Annotated in this window: 27 protein-coding genes and 1 riboswitch; of the genes, 13 read left to right on the forward strand and 14 right to left on the reverse strand. The window is 61.0% G+C overall.

Features of this window, described 5'->3' with window-relative positions; genetic code table 11:
* Nucleotides 1–73 precede the first annotated feature (73 nt).
* The 4 genes from AC1RO0_RS15730 to AC1RO0_RS15745 all read right to left on the reverse strand — a co-directional run bounded on the left by AC1RO0_RS15730 (nucleotide 74) and on the right by AC1RO0_RS15745 (nucleotide 3437).
* Nucleotides 74–640 (reverse strand): hypothetical protein, encoded by a 567-nt coding sequence (locus AC1RO0_RS15730; RefSeq protein ID WP_498593821.1) that lies wholly within the window; start codon nucleotides 638–640, stop codon nucleotides 74–76.
* A gap of 358 nt (nucleotides 641–998) precedes the next feature.
* Nucleotides 999–1667: a hypothetical protein gene (locus AC1RO0_RS15735; RefSeq protein ID WP_498593822.1), complete on the reverse strand. Its 669-nt coding sequence runs from the start codon at nucleotides 1665–1667 to the stop codon at nucleotides 999–1001.
* Between the two features lie 182 nt (nucleotides 1668–1849).
* The gene (locus tag AC1RO0_RS15740) at nucleotides 1850–2200 is read right to left on the reverse strand and encodes a helix-turn-helix domain-containing protein (RefSeq protein WP_498593823.1); all 351 of its coding nucleotides are present in this window, start codon (nucleotides 2198–2200) and stop codon (nucleotides 1850–1852) included.
* A gap of 334 nt (nucleotides 2201–2534) precedes the next feature.
* Nucleotides 2535–3437: a LysR family transcriptional regulator ArgP gene (locus tag AC1RO0_RS15745; protein WP_498593824.1), complete on the reverse strand. Its 903-nt coding sequence runs from the start codon at nucleotides 3435–3437 to the stop codon at nucleotides 2535–2537.
* Nucleotides 3438–3536: 99 nt separating this feature from the next.
* Between AC1RO0_RS15745 and AC1RO0_RS15750 the strand changes: the two genes are divergently transcribed.
* Nucleotides 3537–4145 (forward strand): LysE/ArgO family amino acid transporter, encoded by a 609-nt coding sequence (locus AC1RO0_RS15750; RefSeq protein ID WP_498593825.1) that lies wholly within the window; start codon nucleotides 3537–3539, stop codon nucleotides 4143–4145.
* Nucleotides 4146–4223: 78 nt separating this feature from the next.
* Here AC1RO0_RS15750 and AC1RO0_RS15755 read toward each other — a convergent pair whose 3' ends face one another.
* Complete coding sequence (locus AC1RO0_RS15755) at nucleotides 4224–5138, reverse strand: LysR family transcriptional regulator (protein WP_498593826.1); 915 nt, start codon at nucleotides 5136–5138, stop codon at nucleotides 4224–4226.
* Nucleotides 5139–5283: 145 nt separating this feature from the next.
* Between AC1RO0_RS15755 and AC1RO0_RS15760 the strand changes: the two genes are divergently transcribed.
* The 4 genes from AC1RO0_RS15760 (at nucleotide 5284) to AC1RO0_RS15775 (ending at nucleotide 9155) form a co-directional block, all read left to right on the forward strand.
* Nucleotides 5284–6126, forward strand: coding sequence for a DODA-type extradiol aromatic ring-opening family dioxygenase (locus AC1RO0_RS15760; RefSeq protein WP_498593827.1), 843 nt, complete (start codon nucleotides 5284–5286; stop codon nucleotides 6124–6126).
* A 46-nt stretch (nucleotides 6127–6172) separates the two neighbouring features.
* On the forward strand, nucleotides 6173–6595 hold the full coding sequence (locus AC1RO0_RS15765) for a DoxX family protein (RefSeq protein ID WP_498593828.1): 423 nt from the start codon (nucleotides 6173–6175) through the stop codon (nucleotides 6593–6595).
* 98 nt (nucleotides 6596–6693) lie between these two features.
* Complete coding sequence (locus AC1RO0_RS15770; RefSeq protein ID WP_498593829.1) at nucleotides 6694–7308, forward strand: FMN-dependent NADH-azoreductase; 615 nt, start codon at nucleotides 6694–6696, stop codon at nucleotides 7306–7308.
* Nucleotides 7309–7511: 203 nt separating this feature from the next.
* Nucleotides 7512–9155 (forward strand): Na+/H+ antiporter, encoded by a 1644-nt coding sequence (locus AC1RO0_RS15775; RefSeq protein ID WP_498593830.1) that lies wholly within the window; start codon nucleotides 7512–7514, stop codon nucleotides 9153–9155.
* 103 nt (nucleotides 9156–9258) lie between these two features.
* Here the strand turns inward: AC1RO0_RS15775 and AC1RO0_RS15780 are convergent, their stop codons facing one another.
* A complete protein-coding gene (locus AC1RO0_RS15780; protein ID WP_498593831.1) occupies nucleotides 9259–9837 on the reverse strand; it encodes a flavodoxin in 579 nt (192 codons plus the stop codon).
* A gap of 78 nt (nucleotides 9838–9915) precedes the next feature.
* Nucleotides 9916–10137 carry a hypothetical protein gene (locus tag AC1RO0_RS15785; RefSeq protein WP_498593832.1) on the reverse strand — a complete coding sequence of 74 codons (222 nt, stop codon included), beginning with the start codon at nucleotides 10135–10137 and terminating at the stop codon, nucleotides 9916–9918.
* Nucleotides 10138–10635: 498 nt separating this feature from the next.
* Here AC1RO0_RS15785 and AC1RO0_RS15790 point away from each other — a divergent pair, with 498 nt between their 5' ends.
* The 4 genes from AC1RO0_RS15790 to AC1RO0_RS15805 all read left to right on the forward strand — a co-directional run bounded on the left by AC1RO0_RS15790 (nucleotide 10636) and on the right by AC1RO0_RS15805 (nucleotide 17384).
* Nucleotides 10636–11847: an efflux RND transporter periplasmic adaptor subunit gene (locus AC1RO0_RS15790; RefSeq protein WP_498593833.1), complete on the forward strand. Its 1212-nt coding sequence runs from the start codon at nucleotides 10636–10638 to the stop codon at nucleotides 11845–11847.
* 9 nt (nucleotides 11848–11856) lie between these two features.
* Complete coding sequence (locus tag AC1RO0_RS15795; RefSeq protein ID WP_498593834.1) at nucleotides 11857–15012, forward strand: multidrug efflux RND transporter permease subunit; 3156 nt, start codon at nucleotides 11857–11859, stop codon at nucleotides 15010–15012.
* Nucleotides 15013–15165: 153 nt separating this feature from the next.
* Nucleotides 15166–15891: a response regulator gene (locus AC1RO0_RS15800; RefSeq protein ID WP_498593835.1), complete on the forward strand. Its 726-nt coding sequence runs from the start codon at nucleotides 15166–15168 to the stop codon at nucleotides 15889–15891.
* A complete protein-coding gene (locus AC1RO0_RS15805) occupies nucleotides 15888–17384 on the forward strand; it encodes an ATP-binding protein (RefSeq protein WP_498593836.1) in 1497 nt (498 codons plus the stop codon). Before AC1RO0_RS15800 ends, AC1RO0_RS15805 begins: the two co-directional genes overlap by 4 nt.
* A 65-nt stretch (nucleotides 17385–17449) precedes the next feature.
* On the opposite strand, the gene AC1RO0_RS15810 is transcribed toward AC1RO0_RS15805, so the two are convergent.
* The 7 genes from AC1RO0_RS15810 to AC1RO0_RS15840 form a co-directional block, all read right to left on the reverse strand.
* On the reverse strand, nucleotides 17450–18064 hold the full coding sequence (locus AC1RO0_RS15810) for a thiamine phosphate synthase (RefSeq protein WP_498593837.1): 615 nt from the start codon (nucleotides 18062–18064) through the stop codon (nucleotides 17450–17452).
* A complete protein-coding gene (locus AC1RO0_RS15815; RefSeq protein ID WP_498593838.1) occupies nucleotides 18061–18834 on the reverse strand; it encodes a thiazole synthase in 774 nt (257 codons plus the stop codon). Before AC1RO0_RS15815 ends, AC1RO0_RS15810 begins: the two co-directional genes overlap by 4 nt.
* 3 nt (nucleotides 18835–18837) lie before the next feature.
* Complete coding sequence (gene thiS / locus AC1RO0_RS15820; protein WP_498593839.1) at nucleotides 18838–19035, reverse strand: sulfur carrier protein ThiS; 198 nt, start codon at nucleotides 19033–19035, stop codon at nucleotides 18838–18840.
* Nucleotides 19032–20006: a glycine oxidase ThiO gene (thiO, locus tag AC1RO0_RS15825; protein WP_498593840.1), complete on the reverse strand. Its 975-nt coding sequence runs from the start codon at nucleotides 20004–20006 to the stop codon at nucleotides 19032–19034. Before thiO ends, thiS begins: the two co-directional genes overlap by 4 nt.
* A 1-nt stretch (nucleotide 20007) precedes the next feature.
* Complete coding sequence (gene thiC / locus AC1RO0_RS15830; protein WP_498593841.1) at nucleotides 20008–21834, reverse strand: phosphomethylpyrimidine synthase ThiC; 1827 nt, start codon at nucleotides 21832–21834, stop codon at nucleotides 20008–20010.
* A gap of 93 nt (nucleotides 21835–21927) precedes the next feature.
* Nucleotides 21928–22059: riboswitch (TPP riboswitch) on the reverse strand.
* A gap of 96 nt (nucleotides 22060–22155) precedes the next feature.
* Nucleotides 22156–23178 carry a LacI family DNA-binding transcriptional regulator gene (locus AC1RO0_RS15835; RefSeq protein ID WP_498594035.1) on the reverse strand — a complete coding sequence of 341 codons (1023 nt, stop codon included), beginning with the start codon at nucleotides 23176–23178 and terminating at the stop codon, nucleotides 22156–22158.
* 55 nt (nucleotides 23179–23233) lie between these two features.
* Nucleotides 23234–23554, reverse strand: coding sequence for an EthD domain-containing protein (locus tag AC1RO0_RS15840; RefSeq protein WP_498593842.1), 321 nt, complete (start codon nucleotides 23552–23554; stop codon nucleotides 23234–23236).
* A 327-nt stretch (nucleotides 23555–23881) separates the two neighbouring features.
* On the opposite strand from AC1RO0_RS15840, the gene AC1RO0_RS15845 reads away from it, so the two are divergent.
* The 4 genes from AC1RO0_RS15845 to AC1RO0_RS15860 all read left to right on the forward strand — a co-directional run bounded on the left by AC1RO0_RS15845 (nucleotide 23882) and on the right by AC1RO0_RS15860 (nucleotide 26828).
* Entirely contained in the window at nucleotides 23882–24685 is an 804-nt protein-coding gene (locus tag AC1RO0_RS15845; protein WP_498593843.1) for a transporter substrate-binding domain-containing protein, read from the forward strand.
* A gap of 70 nt (nucleotides 24686–24755) precedes the next feature.
* A complete protein-coding gene (locus tag AC1RO0_RS15850; RefSeq protein WP_498593844.1) occupies nucleotides 24756–25460 on the forward strand; it encodes an amino acid ABC transporter permease in 705 nt (234 codons plus the stop codon).
* The gene (locus tag AC1RO0_RS15855; protein ID WP_007689255.1) at nucleotides 25457–26116 is read left to right on the forward strand and encodes an amino acid ABC transporter permease; all 660 of its coding nucleotides are present in this window, start codon (nucleotides 25457–25459) and stop codon (nucleotides 26114–26116) included. The genes AC1RO0_RS15850 and AC1RO0_RS15855 overlap by 4 nt, the downstream gene beginning before the upstream one ends.
* Nucleotides 26097–26828 (forward strand): amino acid ABC transporter ATP-binding protein, encoded by a 732-nt coding sequence (locus tag AC1RO0_RS15860; RefSeq protein WP_153363315.1) that lies wholly within the window; start codon nucleotides 26097–26099, stop codon nucleotides 26826–26828. The genes AC1RO0_RS15855 and AC1RO0_RS15860 overlap by 20 nt, the downstream gene beginning before the upstream one ends.
* The last annotated feature ends 1 nt before the right edge of the window (nucleotide 26829 follow it).

Raw genomic sequence — 26829 nt, forward strand, 5'->3', positions numbered from 1 at the left:
AAAACCGCCGGACCAAGAATGCCGGCGGTAAAAGATGCTGTGCCTACAAAATTAGTTTTTTCTAAAGTTAAGTCTATTGGGCACTGCAATCGTTCCGAGTGCCGTTGATGACGGTAACACCAGAGCCTCGCGTGTTGGCGAGGCTTTGGAAAGCTGCGGCCGCTACTCTGCCTGCCTCCGCATTCGTCGTTATCGGACCTTGGATCTGTGTCTTTGCAATACTCCAGTGATTGGGGGGGATATTGTCGAAGGTGATCTTCCAGGGGAACGCCGTTGGATTGTAGCCACTAACTCCATTGATTGGAAAATTGACGTTCCCGACTGGAACCCCGAAGCTGACCGCTGGATTGAACAGATCGCCGAGATCCACTTTGACGAAGCAATGCTCAGTAGGCCGGCCGAGGCGCGCAGCAGCGTCATCGGCATAGTGGAAGAACGATAGAGTCGGGAGATTCGGTGGAGCCAGAGCAGGGCCTGCACTAACGCCGAAGTTCGCCGAAGTCCAAATGACGATTCCCGTTCCATTTGCATCAACGCCGCGATAGACGGAATAGGCATGCGCCGAACTTGTCGCGTAGAGGGCAGCGAGGCTGGTAAGCGTCGCAGCAAGGATGCGGCTGCGTAGTTTGGTAATTTGCATAGCGGTTCTCCTTTTCACGAGAGGGGGACGAACGTTCCCCGCGGCATGCGGGGAGCGCTGACCGGCGACGCATGCCGCCGGACCTGCTGTGGCGGTGAGCGCATTCGCGCCGTGCGCCGTGTCTGTGAGTGCTCGGGGAGGCGCGCTGAGGCCGCCTCCGGGCATTTGAGCGAACGGCGCGTCGGCGCCCTGCACCATGGTCCTACGCTGGATGTTTCCGGCGTCGGGATCAGGTGCTGCTCGAGTGGATGGGGGTCCAGGCTGTCCGCCGCCCTGTTGGGGGGGCGGCGGACATCATGTGGCTTATGCGGGTGAAGGGGTGTTGGGGCGGCGCTTCACCGGCATGACCACATGAGGCTTATCCGAGTTCAACGCTCCACCTGCCGGTCGAATCGAGTTCGACGTCGCAGACGGTGTAACCGCCGGTAAAGTCGCAGCCAGCGGCAGACCTGCTCGACTGTGTGAAGTTCATGACGTTGCCAGGCGTATACCAACCGGTCTGGACGTAATATTTGAGGATCGGCTGGCAATCGGTGTGGCTGTTCGGATTTGCCTGGACGAAGTTGGAAAGCACGATGCCACCATTGACGGCGACGGCTGAGCCGACATTGTAGTAGGGCGGCGAGCCGGCGATGGGTGTGTTGATGCGGAAGGCGCCTGTCTGCACGTCTTCCTCATATTTCGCTCTGGAAAGACCAAGCGGAGTGACCGTCGCGTCCGTCGAGTTGTTCGGCGAGTTGCCTGACGACCTCGGTGTAAGATCGACGGCGCGGCTGGCGGATGCGTAGCCGGAGGCGGATCCGACTTGTGGCAGCGTGTGGGCCTGCTGGATGCCGGCATAATATTGCAGATTGACCTCGAAGGTCAGGATTGCGCCGGTATCGTCATGGTTGCCGAGGGACAGCGAATAGAGGCTGTTCGAATAGACCGGCCCGCCGCCGGTGTAGATGGCCGGCTCCTGGAAGAAATAGAAATTCTGAGTCTGTTTCTGGTAGTTCTTCACGTTGATGGTCAGCAATGTAGACATGGTCAACAATCCTTTTGCGTTGAGAGTGAAGCAAGGGTTCCGGTTGCGGCGAAAGCTGTGCTGGTCTGGCTTTTCTGTGCCGGCGCCGTGACCAAAACCCTGATTAGAAAGATCTTTTGTATTGGATTCTTAATCAACCTAAAGCTGTTGACCTGAGGTTGATAAGCGCAGAGGAATTACGCTCAGCGTAATGGCTGTTCCGGAGGAATGGCTTCAAGCAGGTCGAGGAGGCGGGATCGGATGGTCGCGGGCCGGCTGCGCAGCGCCAGCACCCATTGCAGTTCGGTTACGGAGATCGTGCTATCCCTGTGCCAGTCCATGGTGCCGCGCCCGAGCAGGAGCCAGTCGAGGGAAACATCGAGCAGGCGGGCCAGCGCAGTGGCGCTTTCCAAAGAGGTGTGACCGCCATTCTGCCAGCGTGAAACGGCGGCGACTGACACGTTGAGCTCGGCGGCGAGGGCATGCACTTTCCGGATCTTACGTTGAGATATTGCCTGTCGAATACGTCTGCCGCGAGCGGGGTCATGAGCCATGTGGATTCTTCCTATGGTTGGGTTGGAAACGGCCCAGCCATAGGGAATTTTAGATGTATCAAATATTAGATACATCTTATGGTTAGTGGAGGCACAACGGTGGGGCGTCAGGTATTTCTCTGCCCGGTACGACGACGTCAAACTGTTGATTTTGATCCGTGCTGGAACACAAGAGAGAGCGTGCGAAGACGCGCCTTGAAGCGGCAGCGATCGGCGGCCCAGGGCTGTTTTCGCGACCGCGAATCAAAAAATGATCCTGTTTGGGTTCATGCGACTTGATCTCGCGGCTAAGGTGAATCCGCCACAAATGGAAACGGGTGATGAGACCCGTTGATCAAGGACCCAGCAGATGATGCTTGGCGACCGTCGTGACTTCGCGCGTCAGGTCAAGCAGCCGGTCAGCGGCAAGGCGGTTCATCTGCCAATAGAGGGGGACGTCCAATGGCGTCTCCGGGATAAGCTCGACCAGCCGTCCGGACGCCAGGTGCTCACGCACGAGGGCCGTCGGGTTCATGCCCCATGCCATGCCGGAAAGGCTGGCTTCGATAAAGCCCTGCGTCGACGGCAGCCAATGGGCCGGAGGGCTGAGGTCTTCCCCGAACACCTGACGCATCCACCGGCTCTGGAGCCTGTCCTTTTGGTTGAAGGTCAGGGCGGGCGCGTTGCCAATGGCCTGCGCCGTGACGCCCTGCGGGAAATGCCGGGCAATGAAATCCGGGCTTGCGGTTGCATGATAGCGCAGCGCACCGAGAGACATGCGCCGGCAGCCCTGAACCGGCTTTTCCAGACTGGTGACCGCAGCGACCACCTGACCTCGCCGTAGCCATTCGGCGGTATGGTCCTCGTCATCGATCGCGATGTTCAGCAGATATGGCGAGCGGCTGGCAAAGTTCGACATGGCCGTCAGGAACCATGTTCCGAGACTGTCGGCATTGGTCGCGATGTGCAGCGTCATCCTCGGTTCGGATTCCGTCGGATCGAGGAGGGCGGGCAGATGATCGAACAGCTCGGTTTCAAGCATGCCGACATTTTCCATGTGCCGGCAGAGCCATTCTCCCTTTTCGGTCGCGGTGCAGGGATTGCCCCGTACGATCAGGACGATACCGAGGCGCTCCTCAAGCTGTTTCACGCGCTGCGAGACGGCCGAGGGCGTCACGTTGAGAAGGCCTGCTGCTTTCTCGAAACTGCCTGTTTGAACGACCGCCGAAACGGCGCGGAGAGCGGAATAGTCGAGCATGGATTAGTTTTGCTTAATTGGAGTTAGAAACATTAACTACCCTAAATAGTCGAGATGCGATAGCGGACGGCTCTTGATCTCCAGGGAGCATTTCAAAGCATGAACTTTCCGGTTTTTGGAACAGGCCTGATGATGGGGCTCAGCTTGATCGTCGCGATCGGTGCGCAGAACGCCTTCGTGCTCCGTCAGGGGCTGCGCAACGAGCACATATTCGCCGTCTGCTTCGCATGTGCAGTGTCGGATGCCATGCTGATCACGCTGGGCGTGAGCAGTTTCCGGCAGATCGCCGCCTTGCTGCCCTGGCTCGATCCGGTCATGCGCTATGGAGGAGCGGCGTTCCTGATCTGGTACGGTGCGAAAAGCCTCTATTCCGCGTTTCGCTCGTCAGGCGCGCTGGGAGTTCAGGAGGCGGGTGCATCGAACTTTCGGGCGACCCTCCTCACCTGCCTTGCTCTCACCTGGCTCAATCCGCACGTCTATCTCGATACGGTCATGCTGCTCGGCACCATCTCGACCCGCTTTCCGGGGTATGAGGTCTCCTTCGCGGCGGGCGCTGTCACCGGTTCGTTTCTGTTCTTCTTCTCGCTCGGTTACGGCGCGACCTGGCTGCGGCCGATCTTTTCGAGGCCGGCATCCTGGCGGATCCTGGAGACGCTGATTACGCTGACAATGTGGATGATTGCCTTCAATCTGTTGAGGCGGATGTAACCGCGCTCTCCAGTGAGCATGTGGCAAGATAGGATCGGCGGCAGCAGCTTGTCACAAATCCTGCCTATAATTATCCGGCTAATTATTGCCGCTTGCTGATCGGCAGAGGTTTTTGCGCGAGGCCAGGAAATCGATGAAGGTGCGGACCTTGGCGGACAAATATTTCCTGCTGGGATAAACGGCGTGGAGGGTGGCGCTGAATGTGACCGTATCGGGCAGGACCAATTCCAGTCGGCCTTCGGCAAGGTCGGTTTGCGTCATCCATACAGGCAGAAAGACAAGGCCCATGCCCTCCAGCGCCGCCAGATGCAGCATATTCTCGTTTTCACTTTGCATGACGGGTCGGAAATTCACCGTCTCCGGCCCCTTCGGCCCATTGAACGTCAAGCTGCCGTTGGCGTTTATGCCGCTATAGAGCAGCAGCGAGTGGCCATTGAGATCGGCCAGTTCGACCGGGCGGCCAGTGCGCGACAGATAGGCGGGAGCGCCCACAAGATGAAAGCCGACCTCCATCAATGGGCGTGCGATGAGGCTGGGGTCTAGCCGCTCGGGTGTCGTCGCCCGCAGCGCGAGATCGAAGCCTTCGTCCACGAGATTGACGATCCGGCCGCTGAGATCCATGTCGAAGCGCACATCGGGATAGCGCTGGTGATATTCGGCAATCGTGCGTGCGATGAGTGTATTTGCGATCCAGACGGGAGCGCTGAGCTTCAAGGTTCCGCGCGGCGTGACCGTGACGTTGCTGACGGCTGCTTCCACCTCGTCCAGACCGTCGAGCATCTGTCTCGTCTGATTGAAATAGAGCATGCCGGTTTCGGTCATGCTGACATGACGGCTGGTTCGGTTCAGCAGCCGGGTTCCGAGGCGGTTTTCCAGGTGCATCACATGCTTGCTCGCCATCGCTGGCGAGAGACCAAGACGATCCGCGGCAGCCGTGAAGCTCTTAAGCTCCGCCACCGTACAGAAGACCTGCAGGCTCGTTAACGTATCCATCGATCATCAACATAGAGGAAATGTTGTTTCAATGTAAGGTGCATTGATCAACCTGTGTGAAAAGCTCACTTTCGGTGACGAACAGGAAAAAACCTTCCCGTCGGCTTCACGCCCGTATCACAGGCGTGCTTCGCAAGGATAGACTATGACCACCGAGCTTCGCCTTCCGACCTATTTCGTCAGTCATGGCGGCGGTCCTTGGCCGTATATCACCGACGATTTCCGCCGTAATTTCGACAGGCTCGAGCAATCGCTGATCGAGATGCGGGCGGAGCTCGACAACGCGCCCAGGGCGATCCTCGTGGTCTCCGGTCATTGGGAAGAGCCGGGCTTCACCATCTCATCCGGTGCCAGGCCGGGCATGGTCTACGACTACCACGGTTTTCCGGACTATCTCTATCAGATCAAATATGACGCCCCCGGTTCGCCCGAGCTTGCAAAGCGCGTGCAGGATCTTCTGCAGGCACGCGGGCTCAAGGCGGGGCTTGATCCGGCTCGCGGCTTCGATCACGGCACGTTCAGCATCATGAAGCCGCTCTACCCGGACGAGGATATTCCGGTCGTTCAGCTTTCACTGGATGCCAGCTACGATCCGGCGCTGCATCTTGAGGCCGGGCGGGCGCTGGCGCCATTGCGCGACGAGGGCGTGCTGATCATCGGCAGCGGCCTCAGCTATCACAACCTGCGGGAAATGCGGGGCAATAACGGTCATGAGCCGTCCCGCCGTTTCGACGCTTGGCTCCAGCAGACGCTGGTTCATTCCTTGCCGCATGAGCGCGCCGAGCGGCTGCTCGAATGGGAGAAAGCTCCTTTTGCCCGTGCCGCGCATCCACGCGAGGACCATCTCATCCCGCTGATGGTCGCGGTAGGTGCCGCCCGGGACGAACCCGGTGCCGTAACTTACCACCAGACGGATTTCGCGGGCGGGCTCACCGCATCCAGCTTCCGCTTCGGCAATGTGCCGGGAGCGGCATCCAAAGCGCGCTGAAACCACCACCGCTTGACCCTTTCAATGCTTATCCAGGAGAAATACCATGCCTAACACGGCCAAATGGACACCTCACATCCTCGCTATTTTGCGGATCGTGACCGCACTGCTCTTTCTTGAGCATGCGACGATGAAATTCTTCCAGTTCCCGGCAGCGATCCCGGGCGTGCCCTATCCGCTGCCCGCCATCATGCTTGTCGCCGGCGCGATCGAGATCGTGACCGGACTGTTGATGACGGCCGGATACTACACCCGCATCGCCGCCTTCGTCGCTGCGGGCGAGATGGCGGCTGCCTATTGGATGGCCCACGCGCCACAGAGCTTCTGGCCGGCGCTCAATATGGGCGAGCCCGCCATCATGTTCTGCTTCATCTTCCTTTATCTCGCCTTTGCCGGTGCAGGCAGCTGGGCGCTCGACAATGTCCTGCGCCCGTCCACGAAAGAGGTGCTGCTCGCCAAAGGCGCGTGACCTCCAATCAATGCGCTCCCCTAACCCGGGGAGCGAAACCGTTCATCGTCAAATCGATCAGACACGCGCTCCGATGGGAGCCTTTAAAGGACGCCTCGATGAAACTGTTACACATAGATTCCAGTGTTCTCGGTGATAACTCCGTCAGCCGCATTCTCTCGGCCGAGATTGTCGCCCGCCAGAAGGCACTGCGCCCTTCGATTGATGTCATCTATCGCGATCTGGCCTTGGATGTTGCGAGCCACCTTTCAGGCGGTCACATCGCCGCCCGACACGGTGCGCCGATAGAAGAACAGGGCCTGCGTGGAGACATTGCCAAAGGCGACGAATATCTGACCGAGCTCCTCGGCGCCGATATTATTGTCATCGGAGCCCCGATGTATAATTTTTCGGTCTCTTCGCAATTGAAGGTTTGGATCGACCGTATTGTCGTCGCGGGTCGTACGTTCACCTACAACGATACCGGTGAGGTTCAGGCCCTGGTCTCCCCGTCGAAGAAGATCTTCATTGCCTCCACACGCGGCAGTGCCTATGCGCCGGGTTCGCCTTATGCCGCATTTGAACATCATGAAAGCTACCTCAAGGGCGTTCTTGCCTTTCTCGGACTGCATGATGTGACCATCGTTCGGGCAGAAGGCCTGGCCTTCGGCCCTGAAGCCAGGGATGCTGCTATTTCCCAGGCTCGCGGCGAGATTTCGTCAATCTCGGCCTAGGCATTCGAGCTCGGCAATCATCCTCAAGCACGAAAATTCCTACGCAAATAGGCTGCCCGGTTGGGCAGCCTATTTGCGTTCCTCGCCCGTCCAACAAGAGACAGACTTCAATTTTCGACGGATATGTTCTCAATTATGCGCCGGAATTGATTCTATCCGGTATTCTGATTGAACGCGCCTACGACCCACGACAAGGACATGTGATGCAAGGAATAACGATCGCGCTGGCGCTTTTGGCCATGGTGGTGGTCAGCGGGACGGTGACCCGGATTCTGCCGATCGCGGTACCTTTGCCGCTGATCCAGATCGGACTGGGGATGCTGGTCGCCGTCGTGACGGGCCGGGCGGTCGAGCTGGACCCGTCGATCTTCTTCCTGCTCTTCTTGCCGCCCCTGTTGTTTCTGGACGGCTGGCGCATCCCGAAGGAGGGGTTGCTGCACGACAAAGGCGTCATTCTCGAATTGGCGCTCGGCCTTGTGCTTTTCACGGTTCTTGGGGTCGGCATCTTCATTCACTGGATGATCCCTTCCATGCCTCTGCCCGTCGCTTTCGCGCTGGCGGCAATCCTGTCGCCCACCGATCCCATTGCCGTTTCAGCGATATCGGCGCGCGTTCCGATCCCGAAGCGATTGATGCACATCCTGGAAGGCGAATCCCTCCTCAATGATGCATCGGGCCTTGTCTGCATGCGTTTCGCCGTGGCCGCCGCGGTGACAGGAGCCTTCTCCGTCGGCGAAGCGGTCACGACATTTCTGTGGCTGGCGCTGGGCGGGATCGCCATCGGTGTCGGCCTGACATGGGCTGTCACGCGTGCGCGCGACCTTGTTTCGCGCAAACTCGGTGAGGATACCGGCTCCCATATCCTGATCAGCCTGCTGATACCGTTCTGCGCCTATCTCGCCGCGGAGCATTTTCATTGTTCGGGCATTCTGGCCGCCGTCGCCGCGGGGATTACCATGAGCTATGTCGAGCGCCGCGGCAGGGCGCTCGCCGTGACCCGGGTTCGGACGCAGACCGTCTGGGATACGATCCAGTTCGCGATGAACGGCATGGTCTTCGTGCTTCTTGGACAGCAGTTTCCAAACATCGCCTCCAGCGCGGCGAAAGTCGTGGGCGAGACCGGTCATGGTCACACGATCTGGCTGATCATCTATGTTGTCGCCATCACGGCGGCGCTTGTGATCATGCGGTTGACCTGGGTCTGGATTTCCCTTCGTTTCACGCTTTTTCGCGCGGCAAGGCGAGGGGAAACCATAAGGACACCGAGCTGGAGGCTCGTGGTTGCGACATCGCTTGCCGGCGTTCGCGGCGCCATAACCCTTGCCGGTATCCTGACGCTGCCTTTGGCACTGGACGATGGCAGCGCGTTTCCGGCGCGCGAGCTTGCGATCTTCCTAGCCGCAGGCGTCATCATCACTTCCCTGGTCCTGGCGAGCGTTTTTCTTCCGTTTCTGCTGAAGAATCTCGATCTGCCGCCCGAGCCCACACATCGGCAAGAGGAGGACGCGGCACGGATCGCTGCGGCAGAGGCGGCCATCAAGGCGATCCAGACGGCCCAGCACCGAATGGGCGCAGGGCAGAGCGATGCCGATTTCTACTCGGAAGTCGGGGCAAGGCTCATGGAGTTTTACCGCGAACGCATCGACGGGCGCTCCAAGACGGGCGATGAGGCCGAGCAAGCGCAGAGAATGGAGGATATCGAACGCGCCCTTCGCCTATCGGGGCTTCGTGCCGAACGAGATGCGATTTTCGGGATGGCACGCGCGAGAAAGCTTCCCGAGGCGACAGCCAAGACACTGGTTCGCGAGATAGACCTGCTTGAGGCACGTTTGGTATCCAGCACGTAGTCGCTTTCGGCCGGGCACCCACCATCGCCTTACATTTATCATCTGCGCTGCTTCACCGAAGCGATCGCCCGCGGCGACTTTCCTGATACGCAGCCTATGCCGTTTACAACGTCTTTGCTCCGCCCTTTGACCCGGTTCGGATACCCCAGGAATCGATCGCGTCGCCAGCCCGTCCGCTTGCAAGATCAAATTCGTTGACCATCAGGCCCGGCAGAAAGAGTGCGTTGTGCGCCTGAGCCGCGAAGTTGCTCTCATAGTGTGAAGGGGTGAGTGCATAGGTGGCGAAGAGGCCGACGCTCCGGCCGCGAAAGTCCGTCCGCTCGAGAAAGCTCATGACGGGAGCCGCGACCGTGTTCCACCACACCGGGCCGCCGACGAGGATCAGATCATAATCCGATACGTCGTAGGGATCGCCGAGCAATGCGGGAAGCGTGCCGGTTTCAAGCTCGTATCTCGATCGCTCCGCCGCCTTGCGGATATCGGAGGGGTAGGGATCTGCCATTTTGATCTCAAGAAGCTGGGTGCCAGCTTGCGCCCGGAGCTTCTCCGCAACCGATCTGGTGTTCCCCGTATAGGAATAATAGGCGAGCAATATCCTGCGGGGTTCTGCTGCGAAGCTCCAGCTTGGAACGACCGCTATTGCGGCCATCGAGGTGAGCATAGTACGGCGAGACAGCTGCATGCGCTTACTTCCTTTTCAGAGGTTCGTCGTGAGCTTTAGAACACGAGCCGCATCGATCGAACGTCGTTGAACACCGGCTCACGCCCTTGCGGATTGTGGTTCGCGATGAAGATGCGAGGGCATCGTCTCGTTGAGGAGGAGTGCGAGATTTGCGGGATCGCTTTCACCTTCGTCCGCAAATCTCATGAGTTCCCGCGCGGCGATGATCGCGGGCTGGTCGGAAAGCCGCAGATCATGGCGGGAGCAGAAGTCTTCCAGCACTCTGCGCAATATTGCGATTTGCGATAGCTCGATGGCCAATTTCCTGTCCTCCTGTTGGTTTCGACATTGCCGAACGTGCAGTGAATTTCAAACCGGAAGATAGGCCAGGCATGTCGCAGCTTTGTGCCGAAGATGTAGACGCATGTCGCGGAGCATGACGTGGCTCGGCCAAGGCATGAAGACAGGCTCATCCTGACAATGCCCTGAGCGATGCGGCGACAAGCACCATGTTTTCAGGGGCTCGGCTCCGCTTTGGCCCTTGCCGTCACGGTGCGCGGCTCTTGCTGCGTCGCAGCATCGGCGCACGCGGCAGATGCGATAAAGCTGCGACAGCTTGTTACAAATTGGCCCGTGCCGGGCACATCCTTGCGACAGCCGCCGTGTAGTTTGTCGCCTCCAAAGTCCCCAAGACGCCGACGGAGTTGAGCACGATGGTTCCGACCTCACACCCTTTGAAATGCAATGTATCGGCCGCGATCGCCGATGTTCGCCGGCTATCGCCGGTCGCCATCCTGTCCATCTGATATGGAGTTCCATATGCGCATGCTACTCGCCCGCTTGGCTGCCGCTTCTATAACGACCTTGAGCCTGACCGCGTGCGAGCGGGGCGAGGCTTCCGCTCCGCAGACCCCGCCGCCGCCAGCCGTCGGCTTCATCACGGTCGCCCCCGAGGCGCTGCCGATGACCACCGAGCTTCCCGGCCGGGTGACCGCCACGAGGGTGGCGGAAGTCAGGCCGCGCGTTACGGGCATCGTCACCGAACAGGTCTTTCAGCAGGGTGCGACGGTAAACCAGGGCGACGTTCTCTATAGAATAGACCCGGCGCCCTTCAAGGCCCAGGTCGACAGCGCCGAAGCCACCCTGCGCAGGGCGAAGGCGGTGCAACTGGATGCGCGACAGACTGCCGAGCGGCAGGAACAGCTCCGCAAGTCGAACGTCACCAGCCGGCAGGACTATGATTCCGCCGTCGCCCGGCTGGCGCAGGCCGATGCGGATGTCGCCGTCGCAGAGGCAGGGCTCGTCTCGGCCAAGCTTAACCTGCAATATTCCAATGTGACGGCACCGATCTCCGGCCGGATCGGGCGCGCTATGATCACCGAGGGCGCGCTGGTCTCGGCCAATAGCTCCGAGAACCTGGCGACGATCCAGCAGTTGAACCCGATCTATGCCGACTTTACGCAACCGGCATCCGATCTCATCCGTCTCCGCAAGGCTTTTGCCAATGGCAGCCTGACCGCGGGGTCCAACGAGGCTCGCGTCGGGTTGCGCCTCGATGACGGGACGGAATACCCGCATCCCGGGCGGCTCCTGTTCTCGGAGGCGGCCGTCGATGCGACCACCGGGCAAGTCACCCTTCGGGGCGAGTTTCCAAATCCCGACGGTGAACTGCTGCCCGGCATGTATGTGCGCGTCGAGGTCGCACAAGGGACCCGGAACGCGGGCCTTGCGGTCCCGCAACAGGCTGTCCAGAGGGACGCGGCCGGCAATGCAAGCCTTTTCGTCATCGCGAATGAAAACAAGCTTGAGCAGCGCAGCGTTGCGGTCGGCCGCGCGGTCGGCCAGCGCTGGATCATAGACCAGGGCATTCAAGCCGGAGACCGTGTCGTTGTCGACGGCTTCCAGCGGGCACGCGCCGGCGCAACGGTCGCGCCTCAGCCCTGGACCGATCCCGCCGTCGCCACCGCGAAACCGACAGCGGAAACGGCCGAGCGCGCGGCCGCCCAAGCCAACTTGCCCCTGCAACGATAAGGTGCCTCCATGGCCAATTTCTTCATTGACCGCCCGATCTTTGCCTGGGTCGTGGCAATCTTCATCACGCTTGCGGGCATTCTTACCCTGCCGCTCATGCCGATCGCGCGCTATCCGCAGGTCGCGCCGCCGCAGATCACGGTTTCGACCAACTATCCCGGCGCCACGCCGGAGGACATTTACCAGTCGGTCACCCGCCCCATCGAGGAAGAACTGAATGGCGTGCCCGGGCTTCTCTATTTCGAATCCGTGTCGGAAGCATCCGGGCGCATCGCACTCAACGTCACCTTCGAGACAGGCACGAATGTCGGCGAGGCGCAGGTCGAGGTGCAGAACCGCATTGCCCGCGTCGAGCCGCGCCTGCCGAGCGCGGTGACACAGCAGGGTATCAGGGTGGATCGGGCCGGTACCTCGTTCTTGATGATGGTCGTGCTGCGCTCGGAGGACGGGAGGACCGATGCCGTCGGTCTCGGCGACTATCTCAGCCGAAACGTCATCGGGGAATTGCGGCGCGTTCCGGGTGTCGGCAATGCGCAACTCTTCGCCACGCAGCGATCCATGCGCGTCTGGATGGACCCGGACAGGATGCTCGGCCTGAACCTGACCGCGGCGGATATCACCAATGCGATCACCGCGCAGAATGCACAGGTCACGGCGGGGCGAGTCGGCGCCGGCCCGAATTTGCCCGGCCAGCAGACATCGGCCATCGTCAATGTCCAGGGGCAGTTGCGGTCGCCGCAGGAGTTCGGCGAGATCATTCTTCGCGCCAATCCGGACGGTTCCGCAGTACGGCTGCGCGACGTTGCGCGGGTCGAAGTCGGCGGAGAGAATTATAATTTCGCGAGCCGCCTCAACGGTCAGCCAAGCGCGAATGTCGGGATACAGTTGACGCCGACCGGCAATGCGCTTGCCACGGCCGAGCAGGTCCGCGCGACCATGGAGGATCTCTCCCGTTATTTCCCGCCTGGCCTCAGCTATGAGGTGTCCTACGACACCACGCCTTTCGTCGAGGTCTCCATCGAGAAGGTCGTGCATACGCTGCTGGAGGCGATTGTCCTCGTCTTCATCGTCATGTTCCTCTTCCTGCAGAACATCCGCTACACCATCATTCCGACGCTCGTCGTACCGGTCGCGCTTCTCGGCGCCTGTGCGGTGATGTACGCCGCCGGCTTCTCGATCAACGTGCTCACCATGTTTGCCATGGTGCTGGCGATCGGCATTCTCGTCGATGACGCCATCGTCGTGGTCGAGAACGTCGAGCGCATCATGGCCGAGGAAAAATTGTCGCCGAAGGATGCGACGAAAAAGGCGATGTCGCAGATCACCGGGGCGATCATCGGCATTACCCTTGTCCTGACCGCCGTCTTCATTCCGATGGCGTTTTTCCCCGGCGCCGTCGGGGTCATCTATCAGCAGTTCAGCCTGACCATGGTCGTCTCCATCCTGTTTTCGGGCCTGCTGGCGCTGACTTTCACGCCGGCGCTCTGCGCATCCTTCCTGAAGCCGGTCTCCCACGGGCACGAACGCAGGACCTTCTTCTTCCGCTGGTTCAATCGTGGCTTCGACAGCCTGACGCGGCGATATTCGGTCGGCGTCGGGGCGACGGTCAGGCGTGCAGGCCGTTTCATGCTCATCTATCTTGCCCTGCTTGGCGGGCTCGGCTGGGCTTACCTGCAATTGCCGAACTCATTTCTGCCGAACGAGGACCAGGGCTATCTGATCGCCGAACTGCAGGCGCCTGCCGAAGCGAGCACCGACAGGACACGCGAGGCGATCAGGCAGATGGAAGGCATCCTTGGGGAGGAAGCTGCCATCAGGAACGTCGTCGCCGTCTCGGGCTTTTCCTATTCCGGTTCTGGACAAAATGCCGGTCTTGCCTTCATCACGCTGAAAGATTGGAGCGAGCGCGGCCCGAGCGATTCCGCCGCCGCGATCGCCGCGCGCGTGAATGCGAAATTCGCCTCGATCCGCGATGCCTCGGTGCGTGCGCTCTCGCCGCCGCCGATCCAGGGGCTCGGCACCTCGAACGGATTTGCCTATCGCCTTCAGGACCGATCGGGCGCAGGGCAGACGGCGCTTGCCGCCGCCTCGGCGCAATTGCTGAATGCGGCCCGGGCAAGTCCCGTTCTTGCCGGGGTGCGTGTCGAAGGACTGCCGGATGCAGCGCAGATCAACCTGATGATCGACCGGGAAAAGGCAAACGCCTTCGGCGTCGGCTTCAGTGACATCAATGCCACGCTGTCGGCGAATTTCGGGTCGTCCTATATCAACGATTATCCGAATGCCGGCCGCATGCAGCGTGTGACCGTGCAGGCGGATGCCGTGCAGCGCATGCAGACCCAGGATCTGCTGAGGCTGAACGTCAGGAACAGTCACGGCAGCATGGTTCCGCTATCCGCCTTCGCATCGATCGACTGGGTTCGCGGTCCGTCGCAGGTGGTCGGCTACAATGGCTATCCCTCGATCCGCATCGGCGGGCAGGCGGCGGCCGGATATTCCTCGGGAGACGCCATCGCCGAAATGGGGCGGCTGTCGCAGCAACTGCCGGCGGGCTTCGGCTTCGAATGGACGGGGCAATCCTTCCAGGAAATCCAGTCGGGATCGCAGGCGCCTTTCCTGATCGGTCTCAGCGTTCTCTTCGTCTTCCTCCTGCTGGCGGCCCTCTACGAAAGCTGGTCGATCCCCCTTTCGGTTATGCTCGTCGTGCCGCTCGGCGTGCTCGGCTCGGTCCTGGCGGTGATGCTGCGCGGGCTGCCGAACGATATCTATTTCCTCGTCGGCCTTATCGCCATCATCGGCCTTTCGGCCAAGAACGCCATCCTCATCGTCGAATTCGCGAAGGACCTCGTCGCCGAGGGATACTCGGTGCGGGAGGCCGCGATCGAGGCTGCACGGATGAGATTCCGGCCGATCCTGATGACCTCGCTTGCCTTCACATTGGGTGTCGTGCCGCTGGCGATCGCAACGGGCGCAAGCGCGGCGAGCCAAAACGCCATCGGTACCGGGGTTCTTGGAGGCATGATCTCCGCAACCCTGCTCGCCATCTTCTTCGTGCCGGTGTTTTTCACCTTCGTCGTCGGCTTTCTCCGCAAGCCGGAGAAGAGCCCGCATCCGCGTGAGCCGGAGCTTACCAATGTGGTCGGTTCCGGCGTTCATGAAACTTGATCGCAATGCCTATCGAGTGGCGCCGCCCGTTCCGGTTGGAACGGGCGCCGCGCTGGCCGCAACCGGGCGGTCGTTGTGAAACTTTGATACACTTTTTTCGATGCGGACGGGCCTGAGCTTTTGTAAAGTGGCTCAACATGGTGGAAACTGTATATGCAAAAAGCTGCGCATATCGCTGTTGTCGATGACCACGCGGACATAAGAGACCTTGTCGGCCAGTATCTTGAGCAGCAGGGCTACAGGGTAAGCGTGGCCGACAGCGGCGTCGCACTCCGGCGGATTCTTGAGCGCAGTTCGGTCGATCTCGTCGTTCTCGACGTCATGATGCCCGGCGAGGATGGCCTCTCCGTCTGCCGCCACCTGCGGGCGACGATGGATGTTCCGATCATATTCCTCACGGCGATGACCGAGGACACCGATCGCATCATCGGTCTCGAACTCGGCGCCGACGATTATCTCGTGAAGCCGTTCAATCCGCGCGAGCTGCTGGCCCGGATCAGGGCTGTCCTGCGCCGGGCAAACAGCGTGCCGCAGCAGCAGCGGGAAACGCTGAAAAAAGCAAAGGTCGTCCGCGTCGGGCAGTGGCGCGTCAATATGGGCCGGCAGGAGCTTTCTGGAGACGATGGTGTCGGCATTCCGCTCAGCACGGCCGAGTTCAGGCTTTTGAGAGTGTTCCTCGAACGTCCCGGGCTGGTTCTCAGCCGCGAGCAGCTTCTTGACCTCACTGTCGGGAAGACGGCCGATATTTTCGACAGAAGCATCGACAATCAGGTGAGCCGGCTGCGTAAGAAGATCGAGCCGGACCCGAAAAATCCGTCGGTCATCAAGACGCATTGGGGTGGCGGTTACAGCCTGTCGGTGGATGTGGGGTTCGAATGATCTACTGGTGGAGGAGAAGCCTTGCCGCGCAGTTCATAGGGTTCACGTTGCTTGCGCTCGTGGTCTCGCAGGCCCTGACATTCGTGATCTCCTGGGATGAGCGAACCAAGGCGCTGCATGCGGCGATGAAAAGCGAGTTCTTCAGCAGGTGCGCCTCGGTTACGCGGCTGATGGAATCCGTGCCCGAGCCGCTGCGCAACCAGGCTCTTTTCGCCAGCGAGACCAGCTATTCCCGCTTTTGGCTCTCCTCAGAAGAGCCGACCGATGCTAATGCATGGCGAGCACGCGCGGCAGCGGAACTGACCCGCCCGATCGAAAACTTCATCGATCTCACTGGAAAGTATGGTGTTCGCTCGAACCCCAAGGCCAGCAGCCTGATGTCCAAAGAGGTGATCGCGGCAGATGCGTCCATCAGATGGACCACACCGCCGCCGGTTCTGTGGAACTCGCCGCAACCTGCCAAGTTCGTCTATTTCGGCGATCACAACGGATATGGGCTGGCGATCAAACTTGGAGATGGCGTTTGGTTGAACACGGCTTTCTACAAGCCCGATATCGACCAGTGGTGGAGTGTGAAATCGCTCACGTCCCTGGCGACAACCGCGCTCATTCTGTCGCTGATCGGGGTGTTCATCGCCAGCCGGATCGCACGCCCGCTGAGACGTCTCGCGCTCTCGGCTGAGGCTTTGGGCAGGGGTGAAAACCTCCCGCCTTTGCCAGAAACCGGCCCCGACGACATCAGGCGCACTGCCGAGGCATTCAACAAAATGCAGGAGCGTCTTCATCGCTTTGTCGATGATCGCACCCGGATGCTGGCGGCGATCGGCCACGATCTCAGGACGCCGCTGACTTCGCTGCGGCTCAGGACCGAATTCGTCAAGGACGCCGACATCCAGCAGAAGATGCTGTCGACGATCGATGAGCTTCAAAGCATGACGGAGGCCGCCATTTCCTTCGCACGCGGCGAATCCACGGCGGAGGAAACGCGGGCCATCGAACTGGAGGCGCTGGTCGGTAGCATCTGCGACGACCTCGCCGACCTTGGTCTGCCGGTGGAATATATCGAGGGACCGAAGACGACCTACCGGTGCCGGCCGGACGGGCTGCGCCGCGCAGTCCGCAACCTCACTGAAAATGCGGCGCGCTACGGCGGCCATGCGAAGGTCTATATCCACCATTCAGCCACCACCATCGACATCGTTGTGGAAGACAATGGTCCGGGCATTCCCGAGAGCATGACGGAGAAGGTATTCGCGCCCTTCTTCCGCCTGGAGGCGTCCAGAAGCCGGGACACCGGCGGTGTTGGGCTGGGCCTGTCGATCGCTCGCGCCATTGCAAGGCAGCACGGCGGAGACATCCAGCTCACTCCCAATGATCCCGGCCTCAAGGCGGTTATCTCTCTGCCGCAAGAAGGCCATGTGCAAACACCCGCAAGGGTAAGCCGGCGAAAGAGGCGGTCGGGACCGTTCAAGCTCGCCAGTCAGGAAGGATAGGCGCAAGCGCGCAAGTGCTTCTTGAGGGATGGCTTGCTTTGACAGGTGGAGCTGCCGATATCTGTTTATTGATCGGTGGCATAGATGCGGGTCGCGGCGATCCATTCCAGAGTTCGCGCCTCGGGATCGGCGTTCAGCGTGATGTCGGTCACGACGGCGGCACTGTCGGCGCCGTGCTGGAATACGCCCGCGATGCGATCCAGGTTCAGCCCGCCGATGGCGACGAGCGGCAGCGATCCGATACTGTCTCTCCATGCGCGCAGCCGGTCGAGGCCCTGCGGCGCCCATGGCATTTTCTTGAGGATGGTCGGATAGATCGGGCCGAGCGCGATATAGTCCGGGCTGGCGGCAAGGGCTGTCGCCAGTTCGGCCTCGTCATGGGTCGATAACCCGAGCTTGAGGCCCGCTTTGCGGATGGCGCTGAGATCAGCGAGGGCCAGGTCTTCCTGTCCGAGATGGATGAAGTCGCACCCTTCTTCGATGGCAAGCTGCCAGTAGTCATTGATAATGAGCTGGCATTGATGCGCCGAGCAGATCGCCTTCGCTTTTCGGATTTCGGCGCGTATCTCGGTCGGCGTGCGATCCTTGACGCGCAGCTGCACCAGCTTGACGCCGAGCGGCACCAGCCGGGCGATCCAGTCGGCGCTGTCGACGATGAGATAGAAAGGGTCGAGCCTCATGCGAACACTGCCTTTCCGATCACCGGCGTCGATGGCACCGCCATGTCGCGCGGCTCCAGCATGCCGGCGCCAAAGGCCTGCCGACCTGCATCGATCGCCTTGGCAAAGGCGCGGGCCATGGCGACCGGGTCGCGGGCGCCAGCGACAGCAGTGTTCAAGAGCACCGCATCGAAGCCGAGCTCCATGACCGTTGTCGCATGCGACGGTCGGCCGATGCCGGCATCGACGATCAGCGGCACATCGGGGAAATGCGCTCGCATGGCCCGAAGGGCGGACAGATTGAGCGGCCCGGCGGCAGAGCCGATCGGCGCGCACCAGGGCATCAGGACCTTGCAGCCTGCCTCCAGCAGCCTCTCGGCCACCACCAGATCATCGGTCGTATAGGGAAAGACGTCGAACCCTTCGCTGGAAAGAATGCGTGCGGCTTCTACGAGCCCGAACACATCCGGCTGTAGCGTGTCGTGATTGCCGATGACTTCGAGCTTGATCCAGTTGGTCTGGAACACCTCGCGCGCCATCTTGGCCGTCAGCACCGCCTCGGAAACACCATGGCAGCCGGCGGTATTCGGAAGCACGCGGACGCCGAGCGCGCGGATCATTTCGAAGAACGCGCCGCCATTGCGCCCGCCGGCGGTCTCACGGCGCAGCGACACCGTTACGATCTCCGTTGCCGATTGTCTGACGGCCTCGGCGAGAATGGCGGGAGAGGGGTAGCGCGCGGTGCCCAAGAGAAGGCGTGACGCGACCTCGGTTCCATAAAGGGTCAGCATGGGTCAGCCTCCTTGCATCGGGGTCAGAATTTCGATCCTGTCATTGTCATCGAGGGCGTGGTCGGCGCGATCCTCGCGATGAACGAGTTCGCCGTTGACGGCGGTTGCAAGCCAGTCGCCCTCATAGTCCAGCGTGACCAGCAGCTCGGAAAGCGTCGTGACAGTGATGGTCTGGGGCTCGCCATTGACGATCAGTCTCATGGGGCATGCGCTCCTATGGTGGTTCGGGAGAAGACGAGATCTGCGGCCTCAGCGGCCATGACCGGTGCCAGCAGGAAACCGTGGCGATAAAGGCCGTTGAGGATGATCGCGTTTCCCTCACGCCTGACACGCGGAAAATTATCGGGGAAGGCCGGGCGGATACCGGCGCCGGTCTCAATGACGGTGGCATCCGCGAAAGCCGGGTGCAGCGCATAGGCTGCGTTCAGCAATTCCATCAACGAACGCGCCGCGATCGGCCCGTCGAACTCGGTCTCGATCATCGTCGCGCCGACCATGAAAAGGCCGCCGCCGCGCGGGACGATATAGACGGGAATGCGCGGATGCAGCAGGCGAACGGGCCGGGTGAGTTCGACCTCATCGGTCTGAAGGTAGAGCATTTCGCCTCGCACACCGCGCAGGTCTGGGGTCTGTGCGATGCGCGCGCTGCCGGTGCAATCGACAATATCGTCGAAACTCTGTTCGCTTGCAGTCTCGCTGACGAAGGTAACGCCCTGCCTGCCAAGCTTTTCCTGCAGTGCTCTCAACACTCGCCGGGGATCGAGATGGGCTTCGCGCGCAAAGAACAGGCCTTGCCGGAAGCGCCCGGCAAGCGCCGGTTCGAGCACGGAAACCTCGCCTTCCTCCACCCATTCATAACCCGTTGTGCGGCTGGAGAAGCGCTTCAACTCTCCATGATCGCGCGCCGGCGCCACCACCAGTGTCCCGCTTCTGTGTACCTCTCCAGGCAGGATCGAGTCCCACCGGTCGGCGGCATCGAACCCGCGGGTCAGCACGGCCTCTTCGGCGCTTTCACGCTCGCACCAGGGCGCCAGCATGCCGCCCGCAAGCCAGGATGCGGCATGGCCGAACCCTGGACGCGGGTCGAAGACCGTGACGTCGGCACCACGGGCATGGAGTTCATGCGCGACCGTGAGGCCGGCGACGCCGGCCCCTTTGACGAGGATACGCATCTCAGCCGGCCGAAGGCTCGGCGGCATCGACGGGCATGTAGAGATCGCCGCCCTCGCGGTATTTTGCCGCCATCGCCTCCAGGCCTTCCTTCTGTGCCTCGGCGCGGATGTCGTGCGAAATCCGCATCGAGCAGAATTTCGGGCCGCACATGGAGCAGAAATGCGCGACCTTATGTGCCTCCTTCGGCAGCGTTTCGTCGTGGAAGCTGCGGGCGGTTTCCGGGTCCAGCGAGAGGTTGAACTGATCCTCCCAGCGGAATTCGAAACGAGCGCGGGAGAGCGCGTCGTCGCGCAGCTGCGCGGCCGGATGTCCCTTGGCAAGGTCGGCGGCGTGGGCGGCGATCTTGTAGGTGATGACGCCGGTCTTGACGTCGTTGCGATCCGGAAGACCCAGATGCTCCTTCGGGGTGACGTAGCAGAGCATCGCCGTGCCGAACCAGCCAATCATCGCCGCACCGATGCCTGAGGTGATGTGGTCGTAGCCGGGCGCGATGTCGGTCGTGAGCGGCCCGAGCGTATAGAAGGGCGCTTCGCCGCAGACGGCGAGCTGCTTGTCCATGTTTTCCTTGATCTTGTGCATCGGCACATGGCCGGGGCCTTCGATCATCACCTGGCAATCCCTAGCCCAGGCGATTTTGGTCAGCTCGCCAAGTGTTTCCAGCTCGGCGAACTGGGCGGCATCATTGGCATCGGCGATCGAGCCGGGGCGCAGGCCATCGCCGAGCGAGAAGGAAACGTCATAGGCGCGGCAGATGTCGCAGATCTCCTCAAAATGCTCGTAGAGGAAGCTTTCGCGGTGATGATGGAGACACCACTTGGCCATGATCGAGCCGCCGCGCGAGACGATGCCGGTGACGCGGTTGACGGTGAGCGGGATGTAGTGAAGCCGCACCCCGGCATGGATGGTGAAATAGTCGACGCCCTGTTCGGCTTGCTCGATCAGCGTATCGCGATAGACCTCCCAGGTGAGGTTTTCGGCAATGCCCTCAACCTTTTCCAGCGCCTGGTAGAGCGGCACGGTGCCGATCGGCAGCGGCGAGTTGCGGATGATCCATTCACGGATATTGTGGATGTTGCGGCCGGTCGAAAGGTCCATGACGGTATCGGCACCCCAGCGCGCCGCCCAGACCATTTTCTCGACCTCTTCGGCCATCGACGAGGTGACGGCCGAGTTGCCGATATTGGCGTTGATCTTCACCAGGAAATTGCGGCCGATGATCATCGGTTCGGCTTCCGGGTGATTGATGTTGGCCGGGATGATTGCCCGTCCCGCCGCCACTTCCTGGCGGACGAATTCCGCCGTTACATGGTCCGGAATATGGGCGCCGAAGCTCTCGCCGTCGCGGACCATGGCTTCCGCCTGCGCCTTGCGGCCAAGGTTTTCGCGGATGGCGATGAACTCCATCTCGGACGTAATGATGCCGGCGCGCGCATAGGCGAGCTGGGTGACGGCCTTGCCGTCCTTGGCGCGCAATGGCTGGCGTAGCGAGGGAAATTCGGGCGTCAGCCTCTCGCCGCTGGCAAAGCCATTGTCTTCCGGGCGGACATGGCGGCCCTGATAGGCTTCGACATCGCCACGGGCGAGCACCCAGTCACGGCGCAGATCGGCAAGGCCCTGCTCGATACGGATATCGGCGCCCTCGATCGTGTAGGGGCCGGAGGAATCATAGACGATGACGGGCGGCTCGCCCGATGTCGGGTGGAGGCTGATTTCGCGCATCGGCACGCGGATATCGGGGTGGATGTCTCCGGGAATGTAGATCTTCCGGGATGCCGGTAACGGGCCGGTGGTGACTGTCGGGGTTACATTCTTTGCGGCGATATTCATGGTTTGAGGCTCCAAGTTGCGATTGGAGACCCAGTCCTTAGCCGGAATGATGAAAAGACTCCGGCTCGGATTCCACGCGTGAATCCATAAGCCTTTCGAGCGCTTGCACCGTCCCTACGCCAGTATGAACTGGATCAGGTTCAACGGGTCACTGCGCCACAATCGGCAAAGCCGAGTTGTCCAGCAGTATCTCAGCCCCTTGACGGGACCCCCCTGGTGAATGTCTTGAAGGCTATGCTCTCGGTTCGGGTGATGTCAACCCCGCAGGTGAGGTGATGACACCGACGCTTGGCTGCGAGACGATCCGGCCAACTGGCAAGGCTATGTTTTCGGCGCGCTCGTCGTTTCACGGGTCACGAGCTCGAAGCCGACATTCAGGCGGCTTTCCATCGGTTGCCCGGCGGCGCCGTCCGGCTCCAGGATGGATAGCAGCAACTCCCCGGTCTTTCGGCCGATCATCGCGGCATCGACGCGGATGGTCGACAGTGCCGGTACGCATTGGTGGGCAATATCGAAATCGCCGAAGCCGAGAATGGAAAGGTCGTCCGGAACGGCAATCTTGCGGCGATGACATTCCATCAGCGCGCCGACGGCGGAAATGTCGGAAACCGCAAAGATGGCCTGAACGTCGGGCGCTCGTTGGAGAAGCGTGCTCAGCGCCCCCGCCCCATGATCGTAGGACGAGGGCGCGGCATTCTGGCGAATGATGTAATCATCTGAAAGATCTGCTTCGCGAAGGGCCGAGGCAAATCCCAGCAGGCGGCTTTCGCCGCGAAAGTCGGTGGCGTCTGCCGTGACGGCCGATCCGATGGCGCCGATGCGGCGATGGCCGAGAGAGATGAGATGCCGGGCGGCCAGGCGCCCGACCTCGTAGTTGGAAAAGCCGACCGCATGGTCAACCGGGTGTTCCGATACGTCCCAGATTTCGACGATCGGAATGCCCGCCCGCAGCAGCATCTCGTTGGTCGCCTTGGTGTGGACCGCGCTGGCGATGACGATGGCGTCCGGACGTCGCGCCAGCATTGCGCGAACGATGCGCTCTTCCTCCGTCAGGCTATACATGGTGTAGCCGATCAGGAGCTGATAGTCGGCGGCGCGGAGCGCACCCGCAAGGCCCTGCGCGGTGTCGGCGAAATTCGCGTTGGTCAGCGTCGGCAGGATCGCGGTGATGAAGTTGGTCCGGCGCGAGGAAAGTGAGCTGGCGGTCCGGTCCGGCACATAACCGAGTTGCTCGATCGCCGTCATCACGCGGTTGCGCGTCGGTTCGGCGACCAGCGTCGGGTCAGTCAGCACGCGCGACACGGTCATCTTCGAAACGCCGGCGAGCCGCGAGACGTCGCTCATGGTCGCCTTGCGGGAAAAATCTGAAGGATGCGCCACGGTTTCCCCTGTTTTCGGCTCACGCAATCCGCTGGTAGACGAGATGGTAGAACCGGCCATCGCACATGCTCATCATCTCGTCGGTGATGACGCGGCCCTCCAGGCGAACGGGTGAGGCGAGCGCCTCTTCCACGGCTTCCATCGACGGATAATCGATTTCCTGGACCATGATGATCGGCGCGGCTCCGGGGTCGCTGCGCCCGGTTCGCATCACACGCACGGCCTGGGCATTCGGCATGCGCTTCCACACGGGTAGCAGCTTTTCCTCGACGATGCGAAAGAATTCCTCTTCGCGGCCGGCATGGATTGCGCCCTCGAAAATCGCGGACCGTGTGAACATGAATCTTCCTCCCTTGAAGCTCTGTCGAAATTGCAGTGTCGTATCCGACTTGCAATGATACCGGTAACATGTTCTATTGCAACCACCAACCGAAATGGTGTGAACCGGATCGGGAGTGGCGGAAGAATACGAACGTTATCGTTTTGAATTCTGTGGGAGCGGAACAATCGGTCCAAAACTATTGGTTTTGGCAGGATAGTTTTCTCATCCATTTTCCCTATGTTACCGCAAACATAGGTGCCGCGAACAAGGTAGTGGTTTCTGTCGCGAGAGCTCCGGGGAGTGGGCCGCGGCGGAGTGTGACAAAGCACCAGATGGAGGAGCATCATGAACATTTCGAAATCCCTGCGTGGGATCGTGGCAGCAGTTGGTATTGTGGCCACTGGGCTGCTGGCGACGACACAGGCGCATGCGACGACGCTGAACGACATCATCTCGCGCGGCAAGGTGCGCATCGGCGTTTTGACCGGCGCGCCGCCGATGGGCATGATCGATGAAAAGGGCAATCCGAGCGGTTATGACGTCGACGTCGCCAATCTGATTGCCGGCTATCTCTCGCTGCCGGTGGAACTGGTTCCGCTGACGCCGCCGTCGCGCATTCCGGCGCTTCAGACCGGCAAGGTGGACTTCCTCGTCGCAACGCTGGCGCCGACCGGCGAGCGGGCGAAGACGGTAATGTTCACCCAGCCCTACAGCGCCTTCAACATGGATATCATTTCCGGTCCGGACCAGAAATTCGCCAAGTTGTCCGATCTCGAAGGCAAGCGCGTGGCGGTGAACCGTGGTTCGTCGCAGGAAACGGCGCTGCGCAAGGCGGCGGTTCCCGGTCTCGAAATCGTTGTCTATGAGGACGATTCCACCAGCGCGCAGGCGCTGATCGCCGGCCAGACCGACGCGGCGGCCGTGCCGTCCACGGTTGGCGAAGCGATCATCAAGCAGCGCCCGGATGCGGGTCTGCAGGTGGGCTTCACCTTCTTCCAGCAGGGCAACTCCATGGCGACGAAGATCGATGATTTCGAACTGCGCCAGTGGCTGAATACCTCGATCTATCTCATGAAGGTCTCCGGTGATCTCGACAAGATCTCGGTGAAGTGGACCGGCCGTCCGATGGCGCAGCTTCCGTCCTTCTGATCGGGTTTGCGTCCGAGCCTGCCGGCGGAGCATTCGCCGGCGGGCCGCGAAACCTCAACGGAGGTCCTCCATGTCCTATACATTTCAATTCAGCGCGCTCGCGCAATATCAGGGTGAATTCCTGAGCGGTCTCTGGTTGACCGTCAGGCTTTCGGTTCTGTCGATCATCCTCGGCTCCGCCTTCGGCATCGTGCTTGCCTCTCTGCGTTCCGTTCGGGGCAGGTGGGTGCGGTTTCTGGTCGACGCCTATGTCGAGGTCATCCGCAACACGCCCTTCCTGGTCCAGCTTTTCATCGTCTATTTCGGGCTGCCTGGCATCGGCCTCAGGGTCGGCGCCGATACCGCGGCGCTGATCGGCATGACCATCAATCTCGCGGCCTATTCGACGGAAATCATCCGGGCGGGTATCGAGGCGGTGCACAAGTCGCAGATCGAGGCGGGCGAGGCGCTCGGCTTCACGCGGTTCCAGATCTATCGCCATGTCATCATCGTGCCGGCCGTTGCCAAGGTCTATCCGGCGCTGTGCAGCCAGTTCGTGCTGATGATGCTGGCATCGAGCATCTGCTCGGCGATCTCGACCCATGAACTGGCCGCCTCGGCTGCTTTCGTGGAATCGCAGACCTACCGGTCCTTCGAGGTCTATATCGTCGTCACGCTGATGTATCTGGCGCTGGCGCTTGTGCTGCGCGCCGGCCTCGCGCTCGTCGGAATGTGGCTCTTCGGCCGCCGCGTCGCGCGTCGCACGATCACGGCCCTGCCGGAGGTACAGGCATGACACTCAGAACATTCGGCATCAACGAATTCACCTTCCTGCTGCAATCGCTGCAATGGACTGTCGTTCTGACGATCATTGCGCTGATCGGTGGCGGGCTCCTTGGCTTTGCCGTCGCGCTCGCCCGCACGTCGTCGATCAAGGCTGTGCGCATTGCCGCAGGCACCTATATCCAGGTGATCCAGGGCATTCCGGTCCTGATGATCCTCTTCCTGTCCTATTATGGGCTGAGCCTTGCCGGCTTCGAATTGCCGCCGCTGATTGCCGCGGGCGCGTCGATGACGATCTATGCCTCCGGCTATCTGGCGGAGATCTGGCGGGGCTGCATCCAGGCCGTGCCCAAGCAGCAATGGGAGGCGTCCGAATCGCTCGCCATGACCCGGTTGCAGCAATATCGCTACGTCATCCTGCCGCAGGCGGTGCGGATTTCCCTGCCGCCGACCGTGGGCTTTGCCGTGCAGGTGGTCAAGAACACCTCGATCACCTCGATCATCGGCTTCGTCGAACTCGCCCGTGCCGGGCAGCTCATCAACAATGCGACGTTCCAGCCGTTCCGCGTCTTCATCGCCGTTGCGGCCCTCTATTTCGTCGTCTGCTACCCATTGTCCCAGCTGTCGCGTTGGCTGGAAAGGAGGCTTCATGCCGGAAGTAATCGTTGAAAATGTTCACAAGAGCTTCGGTGCGCTCGAAGTTCTCAAAGGCGTGTCGCTGAGCGTGGGACGAGGCGAGGTCTTCGCGCTGATCGGCCGCTCTGGCTCCGGAAAGAGCACGCTGCTGCGCTGCATGAACGGGCTGGAGAAGATCAATTCCGGTCGGATCGAGATCGCCGGCCACGCGCTTGGCGGCGATGCCAAGTCGCTTCGGGATCTCAGAACCGATGTCGGCATCGTCTTCCAGAGCTACAATCTCTTTCCGCACCTGACGGTTGGCGAAAACATCATGCTGGCGCCGCGCATCGTTAAGGACGTCAAGAAGGCGGCAACTCGCGAGATCGCCCGTGAAGTGCTGCAACTCGTCGGCCTGTCGGAAAAGTTCGATGCCTATCCCGATCAGCTCTCCGGCGGCCAGCAGCAGCGCGTGGCCATCGCCCGCTCGCTTGCCATGCGGCCGAAGGTGATGCTCTTCGACGAGGTGACCTCCGCGCTCGACCCCGAACTGACCGAGGAAGTGCTGCTGGTCATGGAGCGACTGGCGCGCGACGGCATGACCATGATCCTCGTCACCCACGAAATGAGCTTTGCCCGGCGCGTCGCGACTCAAACCATCTTCATGCACAAGGGCACGATCTGGGAGCAGGGACCATCGGCGGAACTGTTCGCCAACCCGCAAACGCCGGAACTGCGCCAGTTCGTGAAATCCGACGTGAAATGAC

Source organism: Rhizobium sp. GW821-FHT14E12 (genome assembly GCF_058803745.1).